Source organism: Photobacterium piscicola, from assembly GCF_046058925.1.
GTDB classification, from domain to species: domain Bacteria; phylum Pseudomonadota; class Gammaproteobacteria; order Enterobacterales; family Vibrionaceae; genus Photobacterium; species Photobacterium piscicola.
This window is the reverse complement of record NZ_CP175535.1, coordinates 1,048,526-1,064,283: the sequence shown is the minus strand read 5'-3', so window position 1 is coordinate 1,064,283 and position 15,758 is coordinate 1,048,526. Positions and strand designations below refer to the sequence as shown.

The following is a 15,758-nucleotide window of genomic DNA, read 5'->3' as shown; positions in this document are numbered from 1 at the left end:
TAGTTGAATATCTAGCGGTTGGTGTTTTTTGCCGCTGATTTAGTCTGGTATTGATTGGTGTTTTTGGTAAACCATTTCATGATTTTTTGTTGACGGCAATATAACAGCAAGGCACAAACACCTAAGTAAATTGTTGGCTCAATCAATCCTGATTTTACTGACCAATAGTAGTGAATAGGGCTTAATAGTAAAGCGAGATACACCCAATTATGCAGTTGTTGCCAATGTTTGCCTAAGCGACGCTGCATCGATTGTGTAGAGGTAAGTGTTAATAATAATAAGATAATCCAACTAATAGCACCAATGGCAAGGTAAGGACGTTTTATTATCTCGCTGCCTAATAAAGACCAATCAAAATTCAGATCCAGTGTAAGATAGACACTAAGATGAAGTGCAGCCCAAAAGAAGCTGTATACGCCGAGTAATCGTCTTAGACGTATCAGTCCTCCTTGTTTATATTGCTTTGCTAAAGGTGATAACAATAGTGTCAGTATTAATGTATTTAATGCTGCTTTACCAGTGAAATGCTCTATGCCCTTGATTGGATCAGCACCAAACCCACCGTTAATAGTGTTGTAAATTAGTATTACGATAAAAAATAAAGACAGTGTATGGATAGTGACTTTTATCATTAAGACACGAGAAGGGGTGAGGCGGTACTTTTGAGCATGTTGAGTGAGCATTAATAGTTCCTTTTTAAATCCATACCTTTGTATAACGCTGCCACTTCTTCAGCGTAGCCGTTAAACATTAATGTGGGTTGGCGACGACTACTAAAGACATTACCTTCACCGATAAAACGTTCACTGGCTTGACTCCAACGTGGGTGATCAATCTCAGGATTAACATTGGCATAAAAGCCGTACTCGCTCGGTGCTAAACGATTCCAAGTCGTTGGTGGTTGTTTATCGGTAAGATGGATATGTACAATTGATTTAATACTTTTAAAACCATACTTCCATGGTACGACAAGCCGTAAAGGAGCCCCATTTTGCGGGGCTAATGTTTTGCCATATAATCCGACTGAGATCATGGTCAATGGGTGCATGGCTTCATCAATTCGTAAGCCTTCTACGTAGGGGTATTCAATACCGCCACCAAGTCGTGATGAGGCTTGCCCTGGCATTTGCTTAGGATCGTATAAGGTTTCAAAGGCGACGTATTTTGCTCGTTGTTGTGGATCGGCTTTTTTAATGATGTCGCGTAAGCTAAAACCTATCCATGGAATATTCATTGACCATGCTTCAACACAACGTAAGCGGTAGATACGTTCTTCTAAGGTAAACTGGCTAAATAAGTCATCATAATCGAGTGTGAATGGTTTATTTACCATCCCATCAATTGTGACTTTCCATGGATCAGTGATGAATTTTTCTGCACGTATCGCTGGCGATGATTTGTCAGTTCCAAACTCATAAAAATTATTATAATGAAGAATTTTATCCTCAGGTGTTAGTGACAATGCTGCATTGGATAATGACGAAGTTGTTCCTGCTAATTGTCGACGATGATCAATTGCAGGCTCTTCTGAAGATGAGATAAAATCAAACAGGCCAGCATGGGCATTGGTTGATAATGGTAATCCAACTGCTGCAATCCCTAATTTTTTTAAAATAGAGCGCCGTTGATGATAGATATCTTCTGGTGTGACTTGGCTTTCCGTTAATGCCCAACGAGGGCGTATTTTTATTTGCATAAGCGGCCTATTGGTAATATTCAAAATGATAATTATCGTTATTTGAATAGACCGTAATCGAATAATAAAAATTTCAAAAATAGTTGGTTTTTATTATTATTTGGAAAAATAACAAACAAAAAAAAGCAAATAAAAGGAATACATATGAATGAGATCAATAACTTTAATGCTAATCTTGAATTACAACATATTTATTTAGAAGTTTATTCCGAGCGGTATAGTCATTTACGAACGTTTTTAGAGTCATATTATTGCTACCAACATGGATTAGTGACAAAGCAAGGTAAACCCGATTGGATACAGATATTTAATATTGGTAAACGAACGGTTGCGGCGCATCATATTCAGGAACGGAAATTGCTTGTAAGAGAGATGATAATGCCGTTATCGGTGCTCACTGGGTATTTAAAAACCTTAGGACGTGATGATGAAGCAACGATTGACAATATTAAGACGATTATTGATGAGCATCTTGAATATGTCATCATGACACGAGAGGAATATAATACGTTAGTAGACGCAGGGCTAAAAGAATCAATGCCTGCTGGTTATTATCAAGCTTCAGAAGCCAGTTATCGTTGCATAAATGCTCGTTTTGATGTGGTGGGAATCACATTATTGGCGTAGTAATAACGCTAATTGTGGTGGTTAGTTGAATCACTCAAGCGGTCGGTATAATGTGGCTTACATGTGTACGCTGAAAATAAGGTGAACAAGGATGATACCTCAACAGCAAAAACCGCCTATTATTTGGTTAAATGTAGCTCTATTTACGCTCACGTTTTTAATCGCGATTATTGGTGTGCCGCTATACCTTTATTTTTATAACCTCGATCTTACGCTTGTCGTGATGACCATCGTGGCTTTTTGCTGTTGTGGTATGTCAATTACAGCGGGTTACCACCGTTTATGGGCACATCAAAGTTATCAAGCAAATCGTTTTTTGCGAATGATGTTTGCTCTTGGCGGCGCATTTGCTTTGCAAAATAGTATTCTACATTGGTGTGCTGATCATCGAATTCATCATCGTTATGTAGATAATAATAACAAAGATCCATACTCAGCTAAAAAAGGATTTTTCTATAGTCACATCGGTTGGATGTTACGACAATATCAAGCTAGCCGTTATCATGATTATTCAAATTGTATTGATTTACAACAAGATCCTATCGTTGTCTGGCAACACAAGTATTACTTATTATTAGCCGCCATCATGAATATCGGGGTGCCTGTTGTGGTTGGGTTATTGCTTGGTAATTTATGGGGAGCTTTGTTGTTTGTTGGTGTTTTGCGATTAGTATTAAGTCACCATACGACCTTTTTTATTAATTCATTGGCTCATAAGTGGGGATCTCAACCTTATACCGATAGAAATAGTGCGCGTGATAATGGCATTATTGCATGGCTAACATTTGGTGAGGGCTATCATAATTATCATCATATTTTTGAAAATGATTACCGCAACGGCATTTGCTGGTGGCAATTTGATCCAACAAAATGGTTGATCAAAAGTTGCTCATGGCTTGGCTGGACAACAAATTTAAAAGTAACACCAGCAGATAGGATAGAAAAAACGCGGACAAAAATGGAATTTATGCGGTTACAGAACAAATTGAAATCATTACCAAATAACAGTGCGCGTTTGCAACAATTACAATTTGAATATGAATCCTTAATGAGTAAAATTTCTGATTATTACCAAGTAAATAAACGCTTAATAGATTTAAAGCAAAAAAAATTAGCAAATAATTATGAAAACTTTGAATTTATGCAACAGTATGAATTGATTAGACAGAAATTAAATCAACAGCGACGAGAATGGAAGTATTTACTCCAACAATATACTGTTTAATATTTAAAAATACTGATTGAGCTGTTAGGTCTTACCAAGATTTAACAGCTCTTTTTTATGAGAGGTTATAATCAAATGACACTATCATGCTGTTCCTTGGTTTGTTGTGATCAATATTATTGTAGATTTACTGTTACCGATAAACTAGTAGATTAAAATAATATCAAGTAGTATGGCAGTAAAGCTTAAAAACACATGTAATAATTAAATATAGTTATTGTATGTATAATTAATTACAGCGTTTTACATCCATGATTGAATGTTTGTAAGATCTTAACCGGAGATATTGTCGTGTACCGCGCATTACTTTTGTCACTCACATGTTTAGCTTCATCCGCAGCGCATGCAATTGAATATAAGCTACCAACCAATGGTAGTAATATCGTTGGTACAGCAGAATATTACGAAGTAAAGCAAGGGGATAGCCTTGCTGATATTGCAAATAAATATAACGTGGGTTTTCTTGGAATGATGGCCGCAAATAAAGGTATTGATCCTTTTTTACCACAGCCAGGAAAGCTATTACAAATACCTACCCAAGTTATATTGCCAGATGTTGCTCATAAAGGCATCGTGGTCAATCTTGCTGAATTACGTCTTTACTATTTTCCAAAAGATGATGCTTCTATTGTGTACGTTTTTCCTATTGGTATTGGTCGCGTTGGTCGTGAAACACCAAGTATGACTACTTCCATCAGTGAAAAAGTAAAAAACCCAACATGGACACCGCCAGCCTCAATCCGTAAAGAGCATGCAGCAAAAGGGGATATTCTTCCGGCTGTGGTTCCCGCAGGGCCTGATAACCCATTGGGTGATTATAAAATGCGATTGGCCTACGGTCATGGCGAATACCTTATCCATGGTACCAATAAAGATTTTGGTATCGGTATGCGTGTTAGTGGCGGCTGTATTCGTATGAACCCTTGGGATGTTGAGTGGCTGTTTCCACATGTAGCTCTTGGTACTCAAGTTCAAATTATTAATCAACCCGTAAAAACGTCACGAGATCCTGATGGTGAGTTAATTGTAGAAGTACATTCACCACTGTCAAAGAGCGAATCTCAGATAGGGGTTAAGAAAAGTCTTGATGCACCAGAAGTCTTATTGAAAGATGTAGAAGGTGATACTAAGGCAACGAAACGACTATATTCAGAACTGGATAAACAATCAGGTCTTCCTGTAATTTTAAAATCATAGTAAGCCCGTTGTTACTATATAAACGAGATAATATTATCTCGTTTTTTTTTGCATATTATTTGAAAAATAAAATATGATAATCACATTAATAATGTATTAACTTTATATTATTGTGATCTGTATTTTATTTTTATTTGAGATAATGTGGTTGGAATTGAGAAGGGTTATTTATAATTATTATTGTAAAGATAGACAAATAAAAAGAGACGACATAAGCCATCTCTTTAGATATTTTATAGCTAAGTATTGATTACTTAGTGTATGAACCAGCGATGTGGTCGATACGCTTATTAGCACGCATTGCTTCTTGGTATGCTGCGTCAGATGCTGCACGAGAATCATTTACTGCGCCTACGATTTGGTCTTGTTGACCTTGTAGCGCACTAACTTGCTCAGACAGTGTGTCAACTTTGTTAGTTAGTTGCTGCATTTGACTTACTTCATCAGAGCTAGAACAACCTACAAGAGAAGCACTTAGTAAAACACCAGCTAAGATAGATACAGTACGTTTCATTTTTATATAATCTCCATATTGATTTAGCCACTACAACTGTTGAATAAAGTTTGAGTTGGCAAATTCATTATGGCATAACTTATTATAATTGCTCATTAATTTTTTTCAGCAAAGAAAAAAAAATCCGATATCTGTCGCGTTTTTGAATAAAAAAAGTACATATTTAACCGTTTTTTTGCATTTATATTTAAATTGGCTTGAGCATAACTCCGCTTAATATAAGGAGTTACAAGTAATTTCTCGTTTTTAATAGTACCTAAAGTCAGGGAAATGTAAAATTTTGCAAATACTCAAATAAGTAACATAATAGATTAAAAAACGAGCAAAAAAGCAGTGATAAAAATAAGTGCCATTTATATTATGCAATTAAAAAAATAGATCATTTAAGTATTAAATATAATAGATATGAATCATGTCGACTATTATGATCTATGTCTTAGTTCTATTTATTCATTTATTACTCAGTTATTGATGATGTTATTATCGGAATCGTTGCAATTAATTGAGCAGGACTAGCCATATGAGGGAGTTTTTTAATTAACTCACCGGAAGGTTTTAAAAAATAAAAATAAGAATTGTGATCAATGACGTATTTTATTTCGGAATTATTTAATTCGTTTTTAATATAGAGTACGCCGTATGTGTCTGCTAATGATTTAATTTGTTGTTCTGTCCCTGTTGCCCCTGTAATAGTCGGGTCAAAATAAGCCGCATATTGAGCTGTTTTATCTGCTGAATCACGCATTGGATCAAGACTAATAAAAACAGGCCATAATTTATCTCGTTGTTGTTGTGGAATTGCCTTTAGAGCTGCTGACAATACAGCTAACGAGGTTGGACAGATATCTGGACATTGTGTGTAGCCAAAATAGACTAAACGAATACGTTCGTCTTCAGGGGCAAATAAATCAATAACCTCTGTACCTGATTCCAAATAATTCATTGGGTAGTAGGGTTCACGTGCAACTTCTGGATCGTTACTGTCCATCATGTAACGGGCAAACAGTCCAGCAACTAAAGCCAAAGCAAGAACTAACCATTGGTATTTCATCCATTCATCCTTAAATGTTTCCTGATAATCTATGTGGCATAAATGAATTATGAATAGAGATGTTTATAAAAGGTAGGTGCAGAGTAATTTTTTGTGATGTAACGGCATGGATAAGATTCAAAGAATAAAAAAAGTAGCCATGGCGGCTACTCTTTAAATGTTTTTTGAGGCTACTGGCAATTAGTCATTACGTTCAGCATATTTTTCAAGACCCCAAACAACGGCAAGACCTAAAATCATGGCAGCGATAGCATAACCAAGTAGAGCAGGGTGACCCGTTACATTCTCATAATTAAATGGTGATAAGTTATGCTCAAGTAGTGGCACTTGTTCACCGTGTGAATTTGTACGCCATGTTAGCACTTCTTTCCAAGGCCAAATCTTACCTAAAGTACCAATCATTAAGCCTGTTAGTAGCGTTAGGGCAAGATCACGGTAATTGCGTAGAATCCATGACAGTACATGAGAGAACGTCAACAGACCAGCAACGCAACCAACAGCAAATAAACCAAGTGTGAATACATCCACTGATTTTGCAGCCGCAAGAATAGGAGCATACATACCAAGCAGGAGTAAAATGAAGCTACCAGAAATACCTGGTAAGATCATTGCACAGATAGCGATAGCGCCAGCAATAAAGATATTTAATGGCGTAGGATCCATCGCTACAGGGTGTAGTACGGTAATACCATAGGCAAATACAACACCAAGAATAATGGCTATAAAACTACCAATATTCCATTTTTCAACTTGCTTAAGCATATGGATAACGGAAATAATAATTAAGCCAAAGAAAAATGACCATAATGGAATTGGATGAGTATGGAGCATCCAAGTGATCACTTTCGCTAACGTAAAGATACTTGTTAATATGCCACCAAATAAACAGATTAAGAAGGTACCATTAACGTGCTCAAATGCGGCTTTAATGCCACCGTTGCGGATTATTCTTATTAAGCTTGGATTGATACGACGAATACTTTCAAGCAGCGTATCGTAAATGCCGGTGATGAATGCGATAGTACCGCCTGACACGCCAGGGACAACATCTGCTGCACCCATCGCCATGCCTTTTAAAAAGGTTGATATTTTACTCATTGGATTCCGTAACTGTGATAGCTGAATAATTTAGGTCGAACATTATACAGCGAACTACTAAAAACCACTATTAAATCATAAATATAGTATTTTTCTATGTATATAAAAAGAAATATACATATAGTGGATATTGTTTAATTAATTATGATGACACAGCATATTAATTGTCGTGTCGTTTTTGTGTCAATTTAGCCGGTAAGTTTACATTCCTATTGATATATAACCACAATCACTGTGGGATGAATGTAGTTTGTAACATCGACTCGGCCAAGAGTGTAAATCTCTGACAAGGTTGTGGTTCAAAGGTAATAGTGAATGGGGATGTGGCTATAATAGCTAATAGTTTTTCTTCTGCTTTATCTTTAATGACTAGCTGCTGGTCGGTATTAAAATAATTTAATATGGGTGATATCAAGGTATTATCTACCTGTTGTAATGAGTAATAGCATTGATTAATAGCAATATTATTTGTAATTAAACTGAGGGCTGTAATTGAGAGAATACGATCTTTTTGATTAAGTGTTGCGAGGAGCCTGTCCCAGTGCGCTGCTGCTAAAATACCCATAGCAACATATTCAGGTCGTTGGTATTGGCTGAGTAAGAGTCGTTCATAGTCATCTCGAATGTTGTTGTGATTGATATCGTTCATCACTTTATCGTTAGTTGATAGGATCTCATAAGGACGAGGAACCTGACTGCTGCTTACTTTCTTTAATGCTAAGATTTCTAAAGCATGATACTCATTTAAAGGTAATTCGACAGTATGTTGTGTTATGGGATCTGGTGATAATTTAATCACTGTTTTGATGGGGGCAGCCAGTGTTGAGCTTGTTACCAAACTCGTCACAACATAAAAAATAACAGATAGCAAGTAAAGTAAGTGCATATAAATGATAATATTACAGCCAATATTAACTTAACTATGTGATTTATAATTATAAATAGCAATTTTATTAATGTGATTTGCGATGGATAATAAATAACAATATGATTAAAAATGTTATTTAAGTAACAATTGTGTATATTTTGTCGCAATTTTAGTGACGATAAAAATTAATCGAATGCGTGCATTTCTATATAATATTTAACATTCAGATGTGAGTTGTTCAGCTAATATTTAGTATTCATAATTATACTATTATTACAGAAATAAAAGGTTAATACCTCGCTTAACCATAAGAAGTCGAGGCTATTAATTAACCGCAATAAGTTACGTTGTAACTGAACACGTGGTGTAATATGGCCAAACATATCTTTGAATTATTACTAACTGTGGGTGCAATAATATTGGCTATTAGTATATTCATGCTCATTGTTATTCATTAGTTTTTGAAGCCGTTATAAGTTTATCCATGCTTATAGCGGTTTTTTCGTTAATGATGAAAAATAAATCCTCTAATCTAATATTCACGATTAAATGTGGGTAAATCGGCATATCCCTGGCTTCTTTGGTGTGGAAAAAACTGCTTTATATTGTTTTTATGGTATTAATGACTGAAAATAGTCTTTTTATAATAAAGTATCGCTATCGTTATTAAGTATTTTATCAGTTGATTTGTCGTCTATAATTATTTAATAACAATTGCTTAGGTTATTTTTTGCAACTGAGAAACGCACAGTGCCATTAATGGAATCTTTTACTCCATATATACAAGTTGATCTTTAGGTGAGAAAATACATTTAGAGACTACATCGAGATGTTTTGTGGATATTATAAGTGAGGATATATGATATTTGGATTAGTTATCTTGTTATCTATCGTTGCTGGAATACTATCTGGTGAGCATTTCCATTCGTTTATGGCAGGCTTTGGTATTGCAGCTATCGCGATAGGAACGGCGTATTGGTTAGCTTTTCGTGCGACACGTTATCCGCAATTAGCATTACTTATGTTACTTGTGGCGATGATGGCGAAATTAGTGATTACTGTGATTGGCGTAATCTGGGTTGTTAAGGCTAATTTGCTTAGTTCACCTTTTGTATTTTCACTGTCTTATTTGTTCTTCTCTATCGTGGTGAGTTACGGCTATTTCAAATTGCGAGAATATCAAATGTCTGTTGCTGAAAAACGTAACACGGTCGTTTTTTCTACGCCAATAAAGCGTACAGTTACAATGATAACTCCAACAACATCATCGTAGATGTAATCATCAAAATTAAAACGCATTACTAAAAAGGCAGCCATTTATTGAATGGCTGCCTTTTGCTTTTTTATTACTTTAAGCTATGAACTTAAATTAGAATGCTTTTTTACCCATTTGGTAAACGTGCTGAACTTGGTTATTATCAGAAAGCAATGTGATATTTGCTTTGTAGCCAGCTTTTAGTAAGCCGTATTCGTTATCAACTTTAATTGCTTTTGCTGGGTACAATGTAGCCATACGTAATGCTTCTTCACGAGAAAGGCCAACGTGATCGATAAGGTTATTTAGACCTTGTTCCATTGTTACCGCTGAACCTGCGATTGTACCGTCTTTGTAATGACATTTACCGTCAGTTACGTAAGCTTGTAAGCCGGCCATATCAAACTCAGTCATATCTGTGCCCGCTGGAGCAACGGCATCAGTTACCATAAATAGTTGCTCACCTAAAATTTCGTGGGCAATACGTACTGATGGGTAAGAAGCATGAATACCGTCAACAATAATACCTGCATGTGGTTTTTTATCGAAGATGTAACCAACAACGCCTGGTTCACGAGAGCCTAGTGGTGTCATTGCATTATAAAGGTGAGTGGCCATAGTTAGACCTTTCTTCTCTGCAACTTGCTCGTAAGTTGCATTAGTATGACCTAATGATACGGTAATACCTGCATTACGAACAATATCGATAACTTCTTGTGAAGTATTCTCTGGTGCAACGGTTAATACGCAAATTTTATCTGCATTATCAGCAAGATATTTAGCCGTATTTTTGTCTAATTCGCGAATAAATTCTTCGCGGTGCGCGCCTTTCTTTTCTGTGCTGATGAAAGGGCCTTCAAGGTGCAAACCTAACACGCCTTTTTGTAAGCGATCATCCATTGCTCCAACCATATCAAGCACTTCAATCATTGACTCAGCATCGCTGGTAATGAATGTAGGTAGAAACTGTGTAGTACCACCTTTTAAGTTGGCTTGATTCATTGTCTCAAGGGTTTCTTTACAGATAGCAGTGTTAAGTAATACACCACCACAACCATTTAGTTGTACATCAATAAAGCCTGGTGATGCGAGTAAGCCTTTTGCATCAAACGTTTCTTGTGGTAATTCACTTTCTGATACATCAGACATTGGAACAATACGTGAAATAAGATCGTTTTCAATAAAGATGGCTTGGTTTTCTTGAATAGTTTTACCATCGAATACGTTGGTGTTAATAATTGCAAACATCTGATTACTCACTTTAATTCTATAGCCTGATGATAAATTAGCAGGCAAAGTGGTGATTTTACTCTATATCGAGTGTGCCTTATTTAAATAAGAGCAATACATGTACACATGATAGATAGAGCACCGAATAATTGGGTTGAAATGAGATTTTTTATGGCATGTTAAATCTTATTTCACTATAAAAAATAAGATACCTGTTTCAATCATCCTTCGTCAATCTTTTATCCTATTAAATGCTAAAAATTCTCTGATCGTTATCTTTTTTTATATTTAGATCATACAAAAGTAAATTTTATCCTGTAACTGAATGAGGTTTATGGTAGGAAACTGAAATTTATATGCTTTTATAGATAAGGCTGTTGTTATCTGCTGTTTTGATTGATTTTATAAATACTTATAGTGCTTATTTTAGTGAGTAAATTTGTTCTTTTGTACCAAAGCTTTTTGCACTCATTCAGACAATTAGGCAAAATAGCCATTTACTAAAATACGTTATGATATATGACGTTGGTTATATCGACCAATATCTTATGTCTAAGTAAAGCTGTGTTAGGAGCTAAAATGCAGTGGAATAATTGGTCAATATTATTGTCTGAAGTGTTAGAGCAATTTTCGATAGGGGCGTTCATCATTATTGGTGGGGTAATGCTGTCGGGTAAATTATGTTTTGGACAACATGATCGAGTAATGAAAGTGTTACCTTTCATTAGTTGGCTATTGATTGCTTCATTGTTAATACGTGAAGCGACTTTAATGGCATTACCATCAAGTAGCATTGCCACCAATGCGAATATGGTTGTGTTTGTTTTAGTGTTTGTCGCTTTAACGTTAATTTATAGTTTGTGTGAAAATCGTCTAATTGGAAAAGATGGATCGCGTAAGCTTATTATCGGTGTCATGCTATTGTGGAGTATTGCTTATGTTGTCGATATTTTAAGCTTTAATGCTGGTAATGGCCATATTGGCAATATAATCACAACGGTTTTCAGTGTTGGTTTTGGCGGAAGTCTGTTAGCACATTCAATGCTAATCAAAGCACAGCATAAAGTTGATCCTCTGAATGTTGGATTACCATTATTTGGTACATTGATTAGTGTTATTGTCTTTATTGTTGCATGTCTAGATTTAGCAACACTTGTTGAACAAACCCAATCCGGGATTTTATTGCCATTTATCTGGCGCATGGTAGGTGTGGGATGCTTGGTGGCCGCAACAGGGCTATGGTTAATGTCATTATTAACTAAAACTAAACCCGTGTTAGCAATATTAGCGTGTGCATGTACTTTAGCTGTTATGGCTAGTTTAGCGGTTAATGGTAGTTTTTGATGATGACTAAATTAATGTCGTTGCTTTATTGAAGAATATTTTAATGATTTGTAACGATATTGTGCTTTACAGTTATGATAATAAACGAAACAATCAAAACAAAGAAAGAGCAGTTTCTATAGCTTTTACTAAAATTACTATAATACCAACGATAATTTTAGAAGAGTTGTACGGAATTAACGTATTTATGTTGAGCTCCATTCAAAGTGACATAATTATGAATAAAGGAAATTATTAGGAATTATGGCTGAAAAGAAAGCAAATCCGTTAAATGAGATTATTTTTAACGTTGTTGTTCCATCAATCATTTTAATGAAAATGAGTGGTGATGATCGTTTAGGCTCCGTAGGGGCATTATTAGTTGCTTTGGCTTTTCCTGTAGCATTTGGTAGCTATGAATTATTAAAAAATAAGAAACTCAACTTTATAGCAATACTTGGTATTGTGAGTGTTTTACTTACTGGTGGTATTGGTATTTTACAGCTTGATACACAATGGCTGGCAGTGAAAGAAGCATTAATACCCGGTATTATTGGCGTTGTTGTTCTAGGTTCAACTTTTACGAAATATCCGATTGTCACTAAAATGATATTTAATGAAGGCATTTTAAATTTAGGTTTAATTAAGCAAAAGCTAATGGAATATGATCAACAACAAGCTTTTGATCGTTGCCTAGTTCAATCTAATTATTTATTTGCAAGTACCTTCGTCTTTTCTTCTGTTATGAATTATATTTTAGCAACAGTAATAGTAACAAGTCCGGCTGGAACGGAAGCATTTAATGAAGAACTTGGTCGTATGACGTTATTAAGTTACCCCGTTATTGCTATTCCTTCAATGCTCATGATGATTGGAATATTCTATTTTGTTTGGCGTCAAATTCGTAAAATGACTAAGCTTGAAACAGTGCAAATATTTAAAACACAATAAATTATAATGTGTTAAAACAAATAATAGCCAGTAATGCTAACAACATTGCTGGCTTAATTAGATGGTCCGCCTCTCTCTAAAGCCGCTAGGCTTTAGTTGTGAGTATCTAGAGAGGCGAACCATCATGTTAATTAAAGTACTTGGTATTGATTTAGGCAAAACTTCACTTCATCTAATTGGGCACGATTATGCGGGCCGTGAGGTATATCGCAAAAAATGTAACCGTGCTCAACTATTAAAAATATTGCTTCAACTTGATAAAACTACTGTTGCGATGGAATCTTGTGCTGGATCTCACTGGCTAGCAAGAAAGTGCCAATCTTTTGGACATAACACCAAACTAATCCCTCCTCAATACGTTAAACCCTATGTAAAAACTAACAAAAATGACTACATTGATGCTGATGCTATCGCTGAAGCTTCTGCTAGACCTTCAATGCGTTTTGTTAGTGTCAAAACTGAAGAATCCCAAATTTTATCTGCAGTACAACGTATCCGTTCTGGGTTTATTAAAGAACAAACAGCAACGATGTGTCGCATTGGTGCACTACTACTTGAATTTGGTATCAATTTTCCTCGTGGACACGCTGCCATGGGAAAATTATTTCAATGGCTTGCCGATAAAAATCACACCTTACCACCACTTTTGCTTCAAGAATTAGCTGTTCTTTATGAGCATTATCAATATTTACATCAAAAGATTGCTGAGCAAGATAAAAAGATAAAAGCAGTTTTGAAAGAATCAGAAATGGGTGAATTATTACAAACTATCCCAGGTATTGGACCGATGATTGCGAGCGCATGTTTATCAGAAGTACCATCACCAAAAGATTTTAAAAATGGACGACATTTAGCAGCATGGGTAGGCTTAGTTCCTCGTCAATATTCAACAGGAGGGAAATCCACACTGCTGGGTATCAGTAAACGAGGGAATAAGTCATTAAGGACATTATTTATTCATGGAGCACGAGCTTTGATATCAAGGCCAAAAATAGCTGAAGCTATTTTTGGGGATTGGATAACAGAATTATTAAAACGAAAACCATTTAATGTTGTAGTTGTGGCGTTAGCTAATAAGTTGGCAAGGATCGCTTGGTCAGTAATGGTAACTGGATTGCCATTTAGAAAACTAAATTAATCAGATTTGCATGTGTAGAGAGATAACAGAACGGTTAAACCACCAGATAAAGGACCTGATACAAAAAACAGTGATTATACACTTTCGGCTTTTTAAGGATTATCTGGCGCGGAGCTTATCGTGGAGATGAAGTTTAAGTAAGTTAACTTCAATTAAACTCCGAATACATTAGCGCAAACCAACCTCGTTATCGAAATTTGCACTTGCAATAACGAGGCGGACCATACATTTTGTATGTAAAAATCTTAATTATAAGAACTTTGGCATAATCAAAGCAGTCCAACAATGAGTAAGTCATACTGGTGTTAATACTTATTATTGGAGGGTAATATGAAGCCATTCTCATTACTCTGTACATTATTTTTAGTTATAGCATGTTCATCAGCTGATGTTGCTGAATTAAATAAAAGTACCAATATTCGCCAAGGAGAGCATTGTGGTACGTATTTAGCCCCTCAAACTAAGGATTATTTTAATGACTTTATTTCTTTACAATTACAACAAGTTAATGCCCTCAAAGGCAAAATTACAAATGATAATCTGAATGAATTGCATAATGCGTTATATCAATTTGAAGCTCATTGGTTAGCGCTAAAAGAAGAACGGTATGATGCTTGCCAGCGATATGCAAATTGTACTGAATTAGAGCAGCAATATAATAATAAAAGGGTACAGCATCCTCGAGATTGGATTGCTTCATCGCAGCATTTGATGTGTCAAAAAAGTAGCTTTGAATACGCAATTAGCCGTATAAAAATGGTGGCATTTTACACTGATGTTGAGCGATTAGAATTGATTCGCCAAGAATAATAAAATCAATATGAATGTTGTTTGTTAACATTATGATAAATAACAATTTAATCTTATTAATTCTCACCTGATAAAATCTTATTTTATCAAAAATAAGATTTTCATTGTATTCAATACTATAGTTAATAAGAGTTGTTTTATACCAATGTGAGATATTGCGCTAATGATCAATGAGATAAATTGGAATCTATGACTATTATTTAGGTAGGGAATATTATTGCACACCATTAATAACGTACAAGGTTAAGCATATAGATGCAATGTGAGTTGATGTTCATATTGTTTGTGTTGAATTTATAATTCGATAAATTTGGCAAAGTATGATGTTGTGAATTGTCATACTCAATAACGTTAGATATAACGTGAGTTTTATGCAAAATGTTGTGCGGAACGTAAATTTTAACCGTAAATTGTCACAACTTTATAACTTATTTAAGCTGTTGTTAGTACAATCATGTAAGTTATTGGGGGATTTGAGCCAAGCGATAATCAGATTCCAATGACTTATGAACTGGAAATTATCAGTTGGTTTTGTTTTAGCAGATATAAAGGTCAATTATGGAAATTATACTCACCGTAGCGTTTATTGTTGGTGCGTTTTATATTATTTTTAAAGAGAGAAAAAAATGTTCAAAATCTGTCGACTATTCAAAAGATAGTTTATAGCGCAAGATATAAGTAACATTTATGGTAAATATCGTTAATATGATATGGTAAAAGTACCAAATGGTACTTTTATGCATTTTTGATACATAATCATTGTCATATAAAATAA

General features: G+C 35.1%; 15 protein-coding genes. 8 read left to right on the top strand and 7 right to left on the bottom strand.

What is annotated here, in order from left to right; genetic code table 11:
* Positions 1–11: 11 nt before the first annotated feature.
* Entirely contained in the window at positions 12–683 is a 672-nt protein-coding gene (msrQ, locus tag ACJZU6_RS19435) for a protein-methionine-sulfoxide reductase heme-binding subunit MsrQ (RefSeq protein WP_408901137.1), read from the bottom strand.
* Positions 683–1,696, bottom strand: coding sequence for a protein-methionine-sulfoxide reductase catalytic subunit MsrP (msrP, locus tag ACJZU6_RS19430; protein WP_408901136.1), 1,014 nt, complete (start codon positions 1,694–1,696; stop codon positions 683–685). The genes msrQ and msrP overlap by 1 nt, the downstream gene beginning before the upstream one ends.
* Positions 1,697–1,840: 144 nt before the next feature.
* On the opposite strand from msrP, the gene ACJZU6_RS19425 reads away from it, so the two are divergent.
* The 3 genes from ACJZU6_RS19425 (at position 1,841) to ACJZU6_RS19415 (ending at position 4,745) form a co-directional block, all read left to right on the top strand.
* On the top strand, positions 1,841–2,323 hold the full coding sequence (locus ACJZU6_RS19425) for a hypothetical protein (protein WP_408901135.1): 483 nt from the start codon (positions 1,841–1,843) through the stop codon (positions 2,321–2,323).
* Positions 2,324–2,414: 91 nt separating this feature from the next.
* Positions 2,415–3,548: a fatty acid desaturase gene (locus tag ACJZU6_RS19420; protein ID WP_327767114.1), complete on the top strand. Its 1,134-nt coding sequence runs from the start codon at positions 2,415–2,417 to the stop codon at positions 3,546–3,548.
* A 291-nt stretch (positions 3,549–3,839) separates the two neighbouring features.
* Positions 3,840–4,745, top strand: a complete 906-nt coding sequence (locus ACJZU6_RS19415) for a L,D-transpeptidase family protein (protein WP_080156013.1) — start codon at positions 3,840–3,842, stop codon at positions 4,743–4,745.
* A gap of 250 nt (positions 4,746–4,995) precedes the next feature.
* On the opposite strand, the gene ACJZU6_RS19410 is transcribed toward ACJZU6_RS19415, so the two are convergent.
* The 4 genes from ACJZU6_RS19410 to ACJZU6_RS19395 all read right to left on the bottom strand — a co-directional run bounded on the left by ACJZU6_RS19410 (position 4,996) and on the right by ACJZU6_RS19395 (position 8,255).
* Positions 4,996–5,259: an Lpp/OprI family alanine-zipper lipoprotein gene (locus ACJZU6_RS19410; protein ID WP_080156012.1), complete on the bottom strand. Its 264-nt coding sequence runs from the start codon at positions 5,257–5,259 to the stop codon at positions 4,996–4,998.
* Between the two features lie 457 nt (positions 5,260–5,716).
* Complete coding sequence (locus ACJZU6_RS19405; protein ID WP_080156011.1) at positions 5,717–6,310, bottom strand: SCO family protein; 594 nt, start codon at positions 6,308–6,310, stop codon at positions 5,717–5,719.
* 180 nt (positions 6,311–6,490) lie between these two features.
* A complete protein-coding gene (locus ACJZU6_RS19400; RefSeq protein WP_080156010.1) occupies positions 6,491–7,408 on the bottom strand; it encodes a DUF368 domain-containing protein in 918 nt (305 codons plus the stop codon).
* Between the two features lie 229 nt (positions 7,409–7,637).
* The gene (locus ACJZU6_RS19395) at positions 7,638–8,255 is read right to left on the bottom strand and encodes a hypothetical protein (RefSeq protein ID WP_327769296.1); all 618 of its coding nucleotides are present in this window, start codon (positions 8,253–8,255) and stop codon (positions 7,638–7,640) included.
* 880 nt (positions 8,256–9,135) lie between these two features.
* On the opposite strand from ACJZU6_RS19395, the gene ACJZU6_RS19390 reads away from it, so the two are divergent.
* On the top strand, positions 9,136–9,549 hold the full coding sequence (locus ACJZU6_RS19390) for an NADH:ubiquinone oxidoreductase (RefSeq protein WP_080156008.1): 414 nt from the start codon (positions 9,136–9,138) through the stop codon (positions 9,547–9,549).
* Between the two features lie 96 nt (positions 9,550–9,645).
* Here the strand turns inward: ACJZU6_RS19390 and nagA are convergent, their stop codons facing one another.
* Complete coding sequence (gene nagA, locus ACJZU6_RS19385; protein ID WP_107275580.1) at positions 9,646–10,779, bottom strand: N-acetylglucosamine-6-phosphate deacetylase; 1,134 nt, start codon at positions 10,777–10,779, stop codon at positions 9,646–9,648.
* Positions 10,780–11,340: 561 nt separating this feature from the next.
* On the opposite strand from nagA, the gene ACJZU6_RS19380 reads away from it, so the two are divergent.
* The 4 genes from ACJZU6_RS19380 to ACJZU6_RS19365 all read left to right on the top strand — a co-directional run bounded on the left by ACJZU6_RS19380 (position 11,341) and on the right by ACJZU6_RS19365 (position 14,983).
* Positions 11,341–12,105, top strand: a complete 765-nt coding sequence (locus ACJZU6_RS19380; RefSeq protein WP_080156006.1) for a hypothetical protein — start codon at positions 11,341–11,343, stop codon at positions 12,103–12,105.
* Positions 12,106–12,348: 243 nt separating this feature from the next.
* Positions 12,349–13,035 carry a VC0807 family protein gene (locus ACJZU6_RS19375; RefSeq protein ID WP_080156004.1) on the top strand — a complete coding sequence of 229 codons (687 nt, stop codon included), beginning with the start codon at positions 12,349–12,351 and terminating at the stop codon, positions 13,033–13,035.
* Positions 13,036–13,156: 121 nt separating this feature from the next.
* Positions 13,157–14,173 (top strand): IS110 family transposase, encoded by a 1,017-nt coding sequence (locus ACJZU6_RS19370; RefSeq protein WP_408901523.1) that lies wholly within the window; start codon positions 13,157–13,159, stop codon positions 14,171–14,173.
* Between the two features lie 330 nt (positions 14,174–14,503).
* A complete protein-coding gene (locus ACJZU6_RS19365) occupies positions 14,504–14,983 on the top strand; it encodes a hypothetical protein (RefSeq protein WP_080156003.1) in 480 nt (159 codons plus the stop codon).
* Positions 14,984–15,758: the final 775 nt, after the last annotated feature.

Excerpts from the sequence above, each read along its gene's own strand:
- ACJZU6_RS19405 (WP_080156011.1), bottom strand. The coding sequence starts at position 6,310 with ATGAAATACCAATGGTTAGTTCTTGCTTTGGCTTTAGTTGCTGGACTG.
- nagA (WP_107275580.1), bottom strand. The coding sequence starts at position 10,779 with ATGTTTGCAATTATTAACACCAACGTATTCGATGGTAAAACTATTCAA.
- msrQ (WP_408901137.1), bottom strand. The coding sequence starts at position 683 with ATGCTCACTCAACATGCTCAAAAGTACCGCCTCACCCCTTCTCGTGTC.
- ACJZU6_RS19375 (WP_080156004.1), top strand. The coding sequence starts at position 12,349 with ATGGCTGAAAAGAAAGCAAATCCGTTAAATGAGATTATTTTTAACGTT.
- ACJZU6_RS19365 (WP_080156003.1), top strand. The coding sequence starts at position 14,504 with ATGAAGCCATTCTCATTACTCTGTACATTATTTTTAGTTATAGCATGT.
- ACJZU6_RS19410 (WP_080156012.1), bottom strand. The coding sequence starts at position 5,259 with ATGAAACGTACTGTATCTATCTTAGCTGGTGTTTTACTAAGTGCTTCT.
- ACJZU6_RS19390 (WP_080156008.1), top strand. The coding sequence starts at position 9,136 with ATGATATTTGGATTAGTTATCTTGTTATCTATCGTTGCTGGAATACTA.
- ACJZU6_RS19420 (WP_327767114.1), top strand. The coding sequence starts at position 2,415 with ATGATACCTCAACAGCAAAAACCGCCTATTATTTGGTTAAATGTAGCT.
- ACJZU6_RS19400 (WP_080156010.1), bottom strand. The coding sequence starts at position 7,408 with ATGAGTAAAATATCAACCTTTTTAAAAGGCATGGCGATGGGTGCAGCA.
- ACJZU6_RS19425 (WP_408901135.1), top strand. The coding sequence starts at position 1,841 with ATGAATGAGATCAATAACTTTAATGCTAATCTTGAATTACAACATATT.
- msrP (WP_408901136.1), bottom strand. The coding sequence starts at position 1,696 with ATGCAAATAAAAATACGCCCTCGTTGGGCATTAACGGAAAGCCAAGTC.
- ACJZU6_RS19380 (WP_080156006.1), top strand. The coding sequence starts at position 11,341 with ATGCAGTGGAATAATTGGTCAATATTATTGTCTGAAGTGTTAGAGCAA.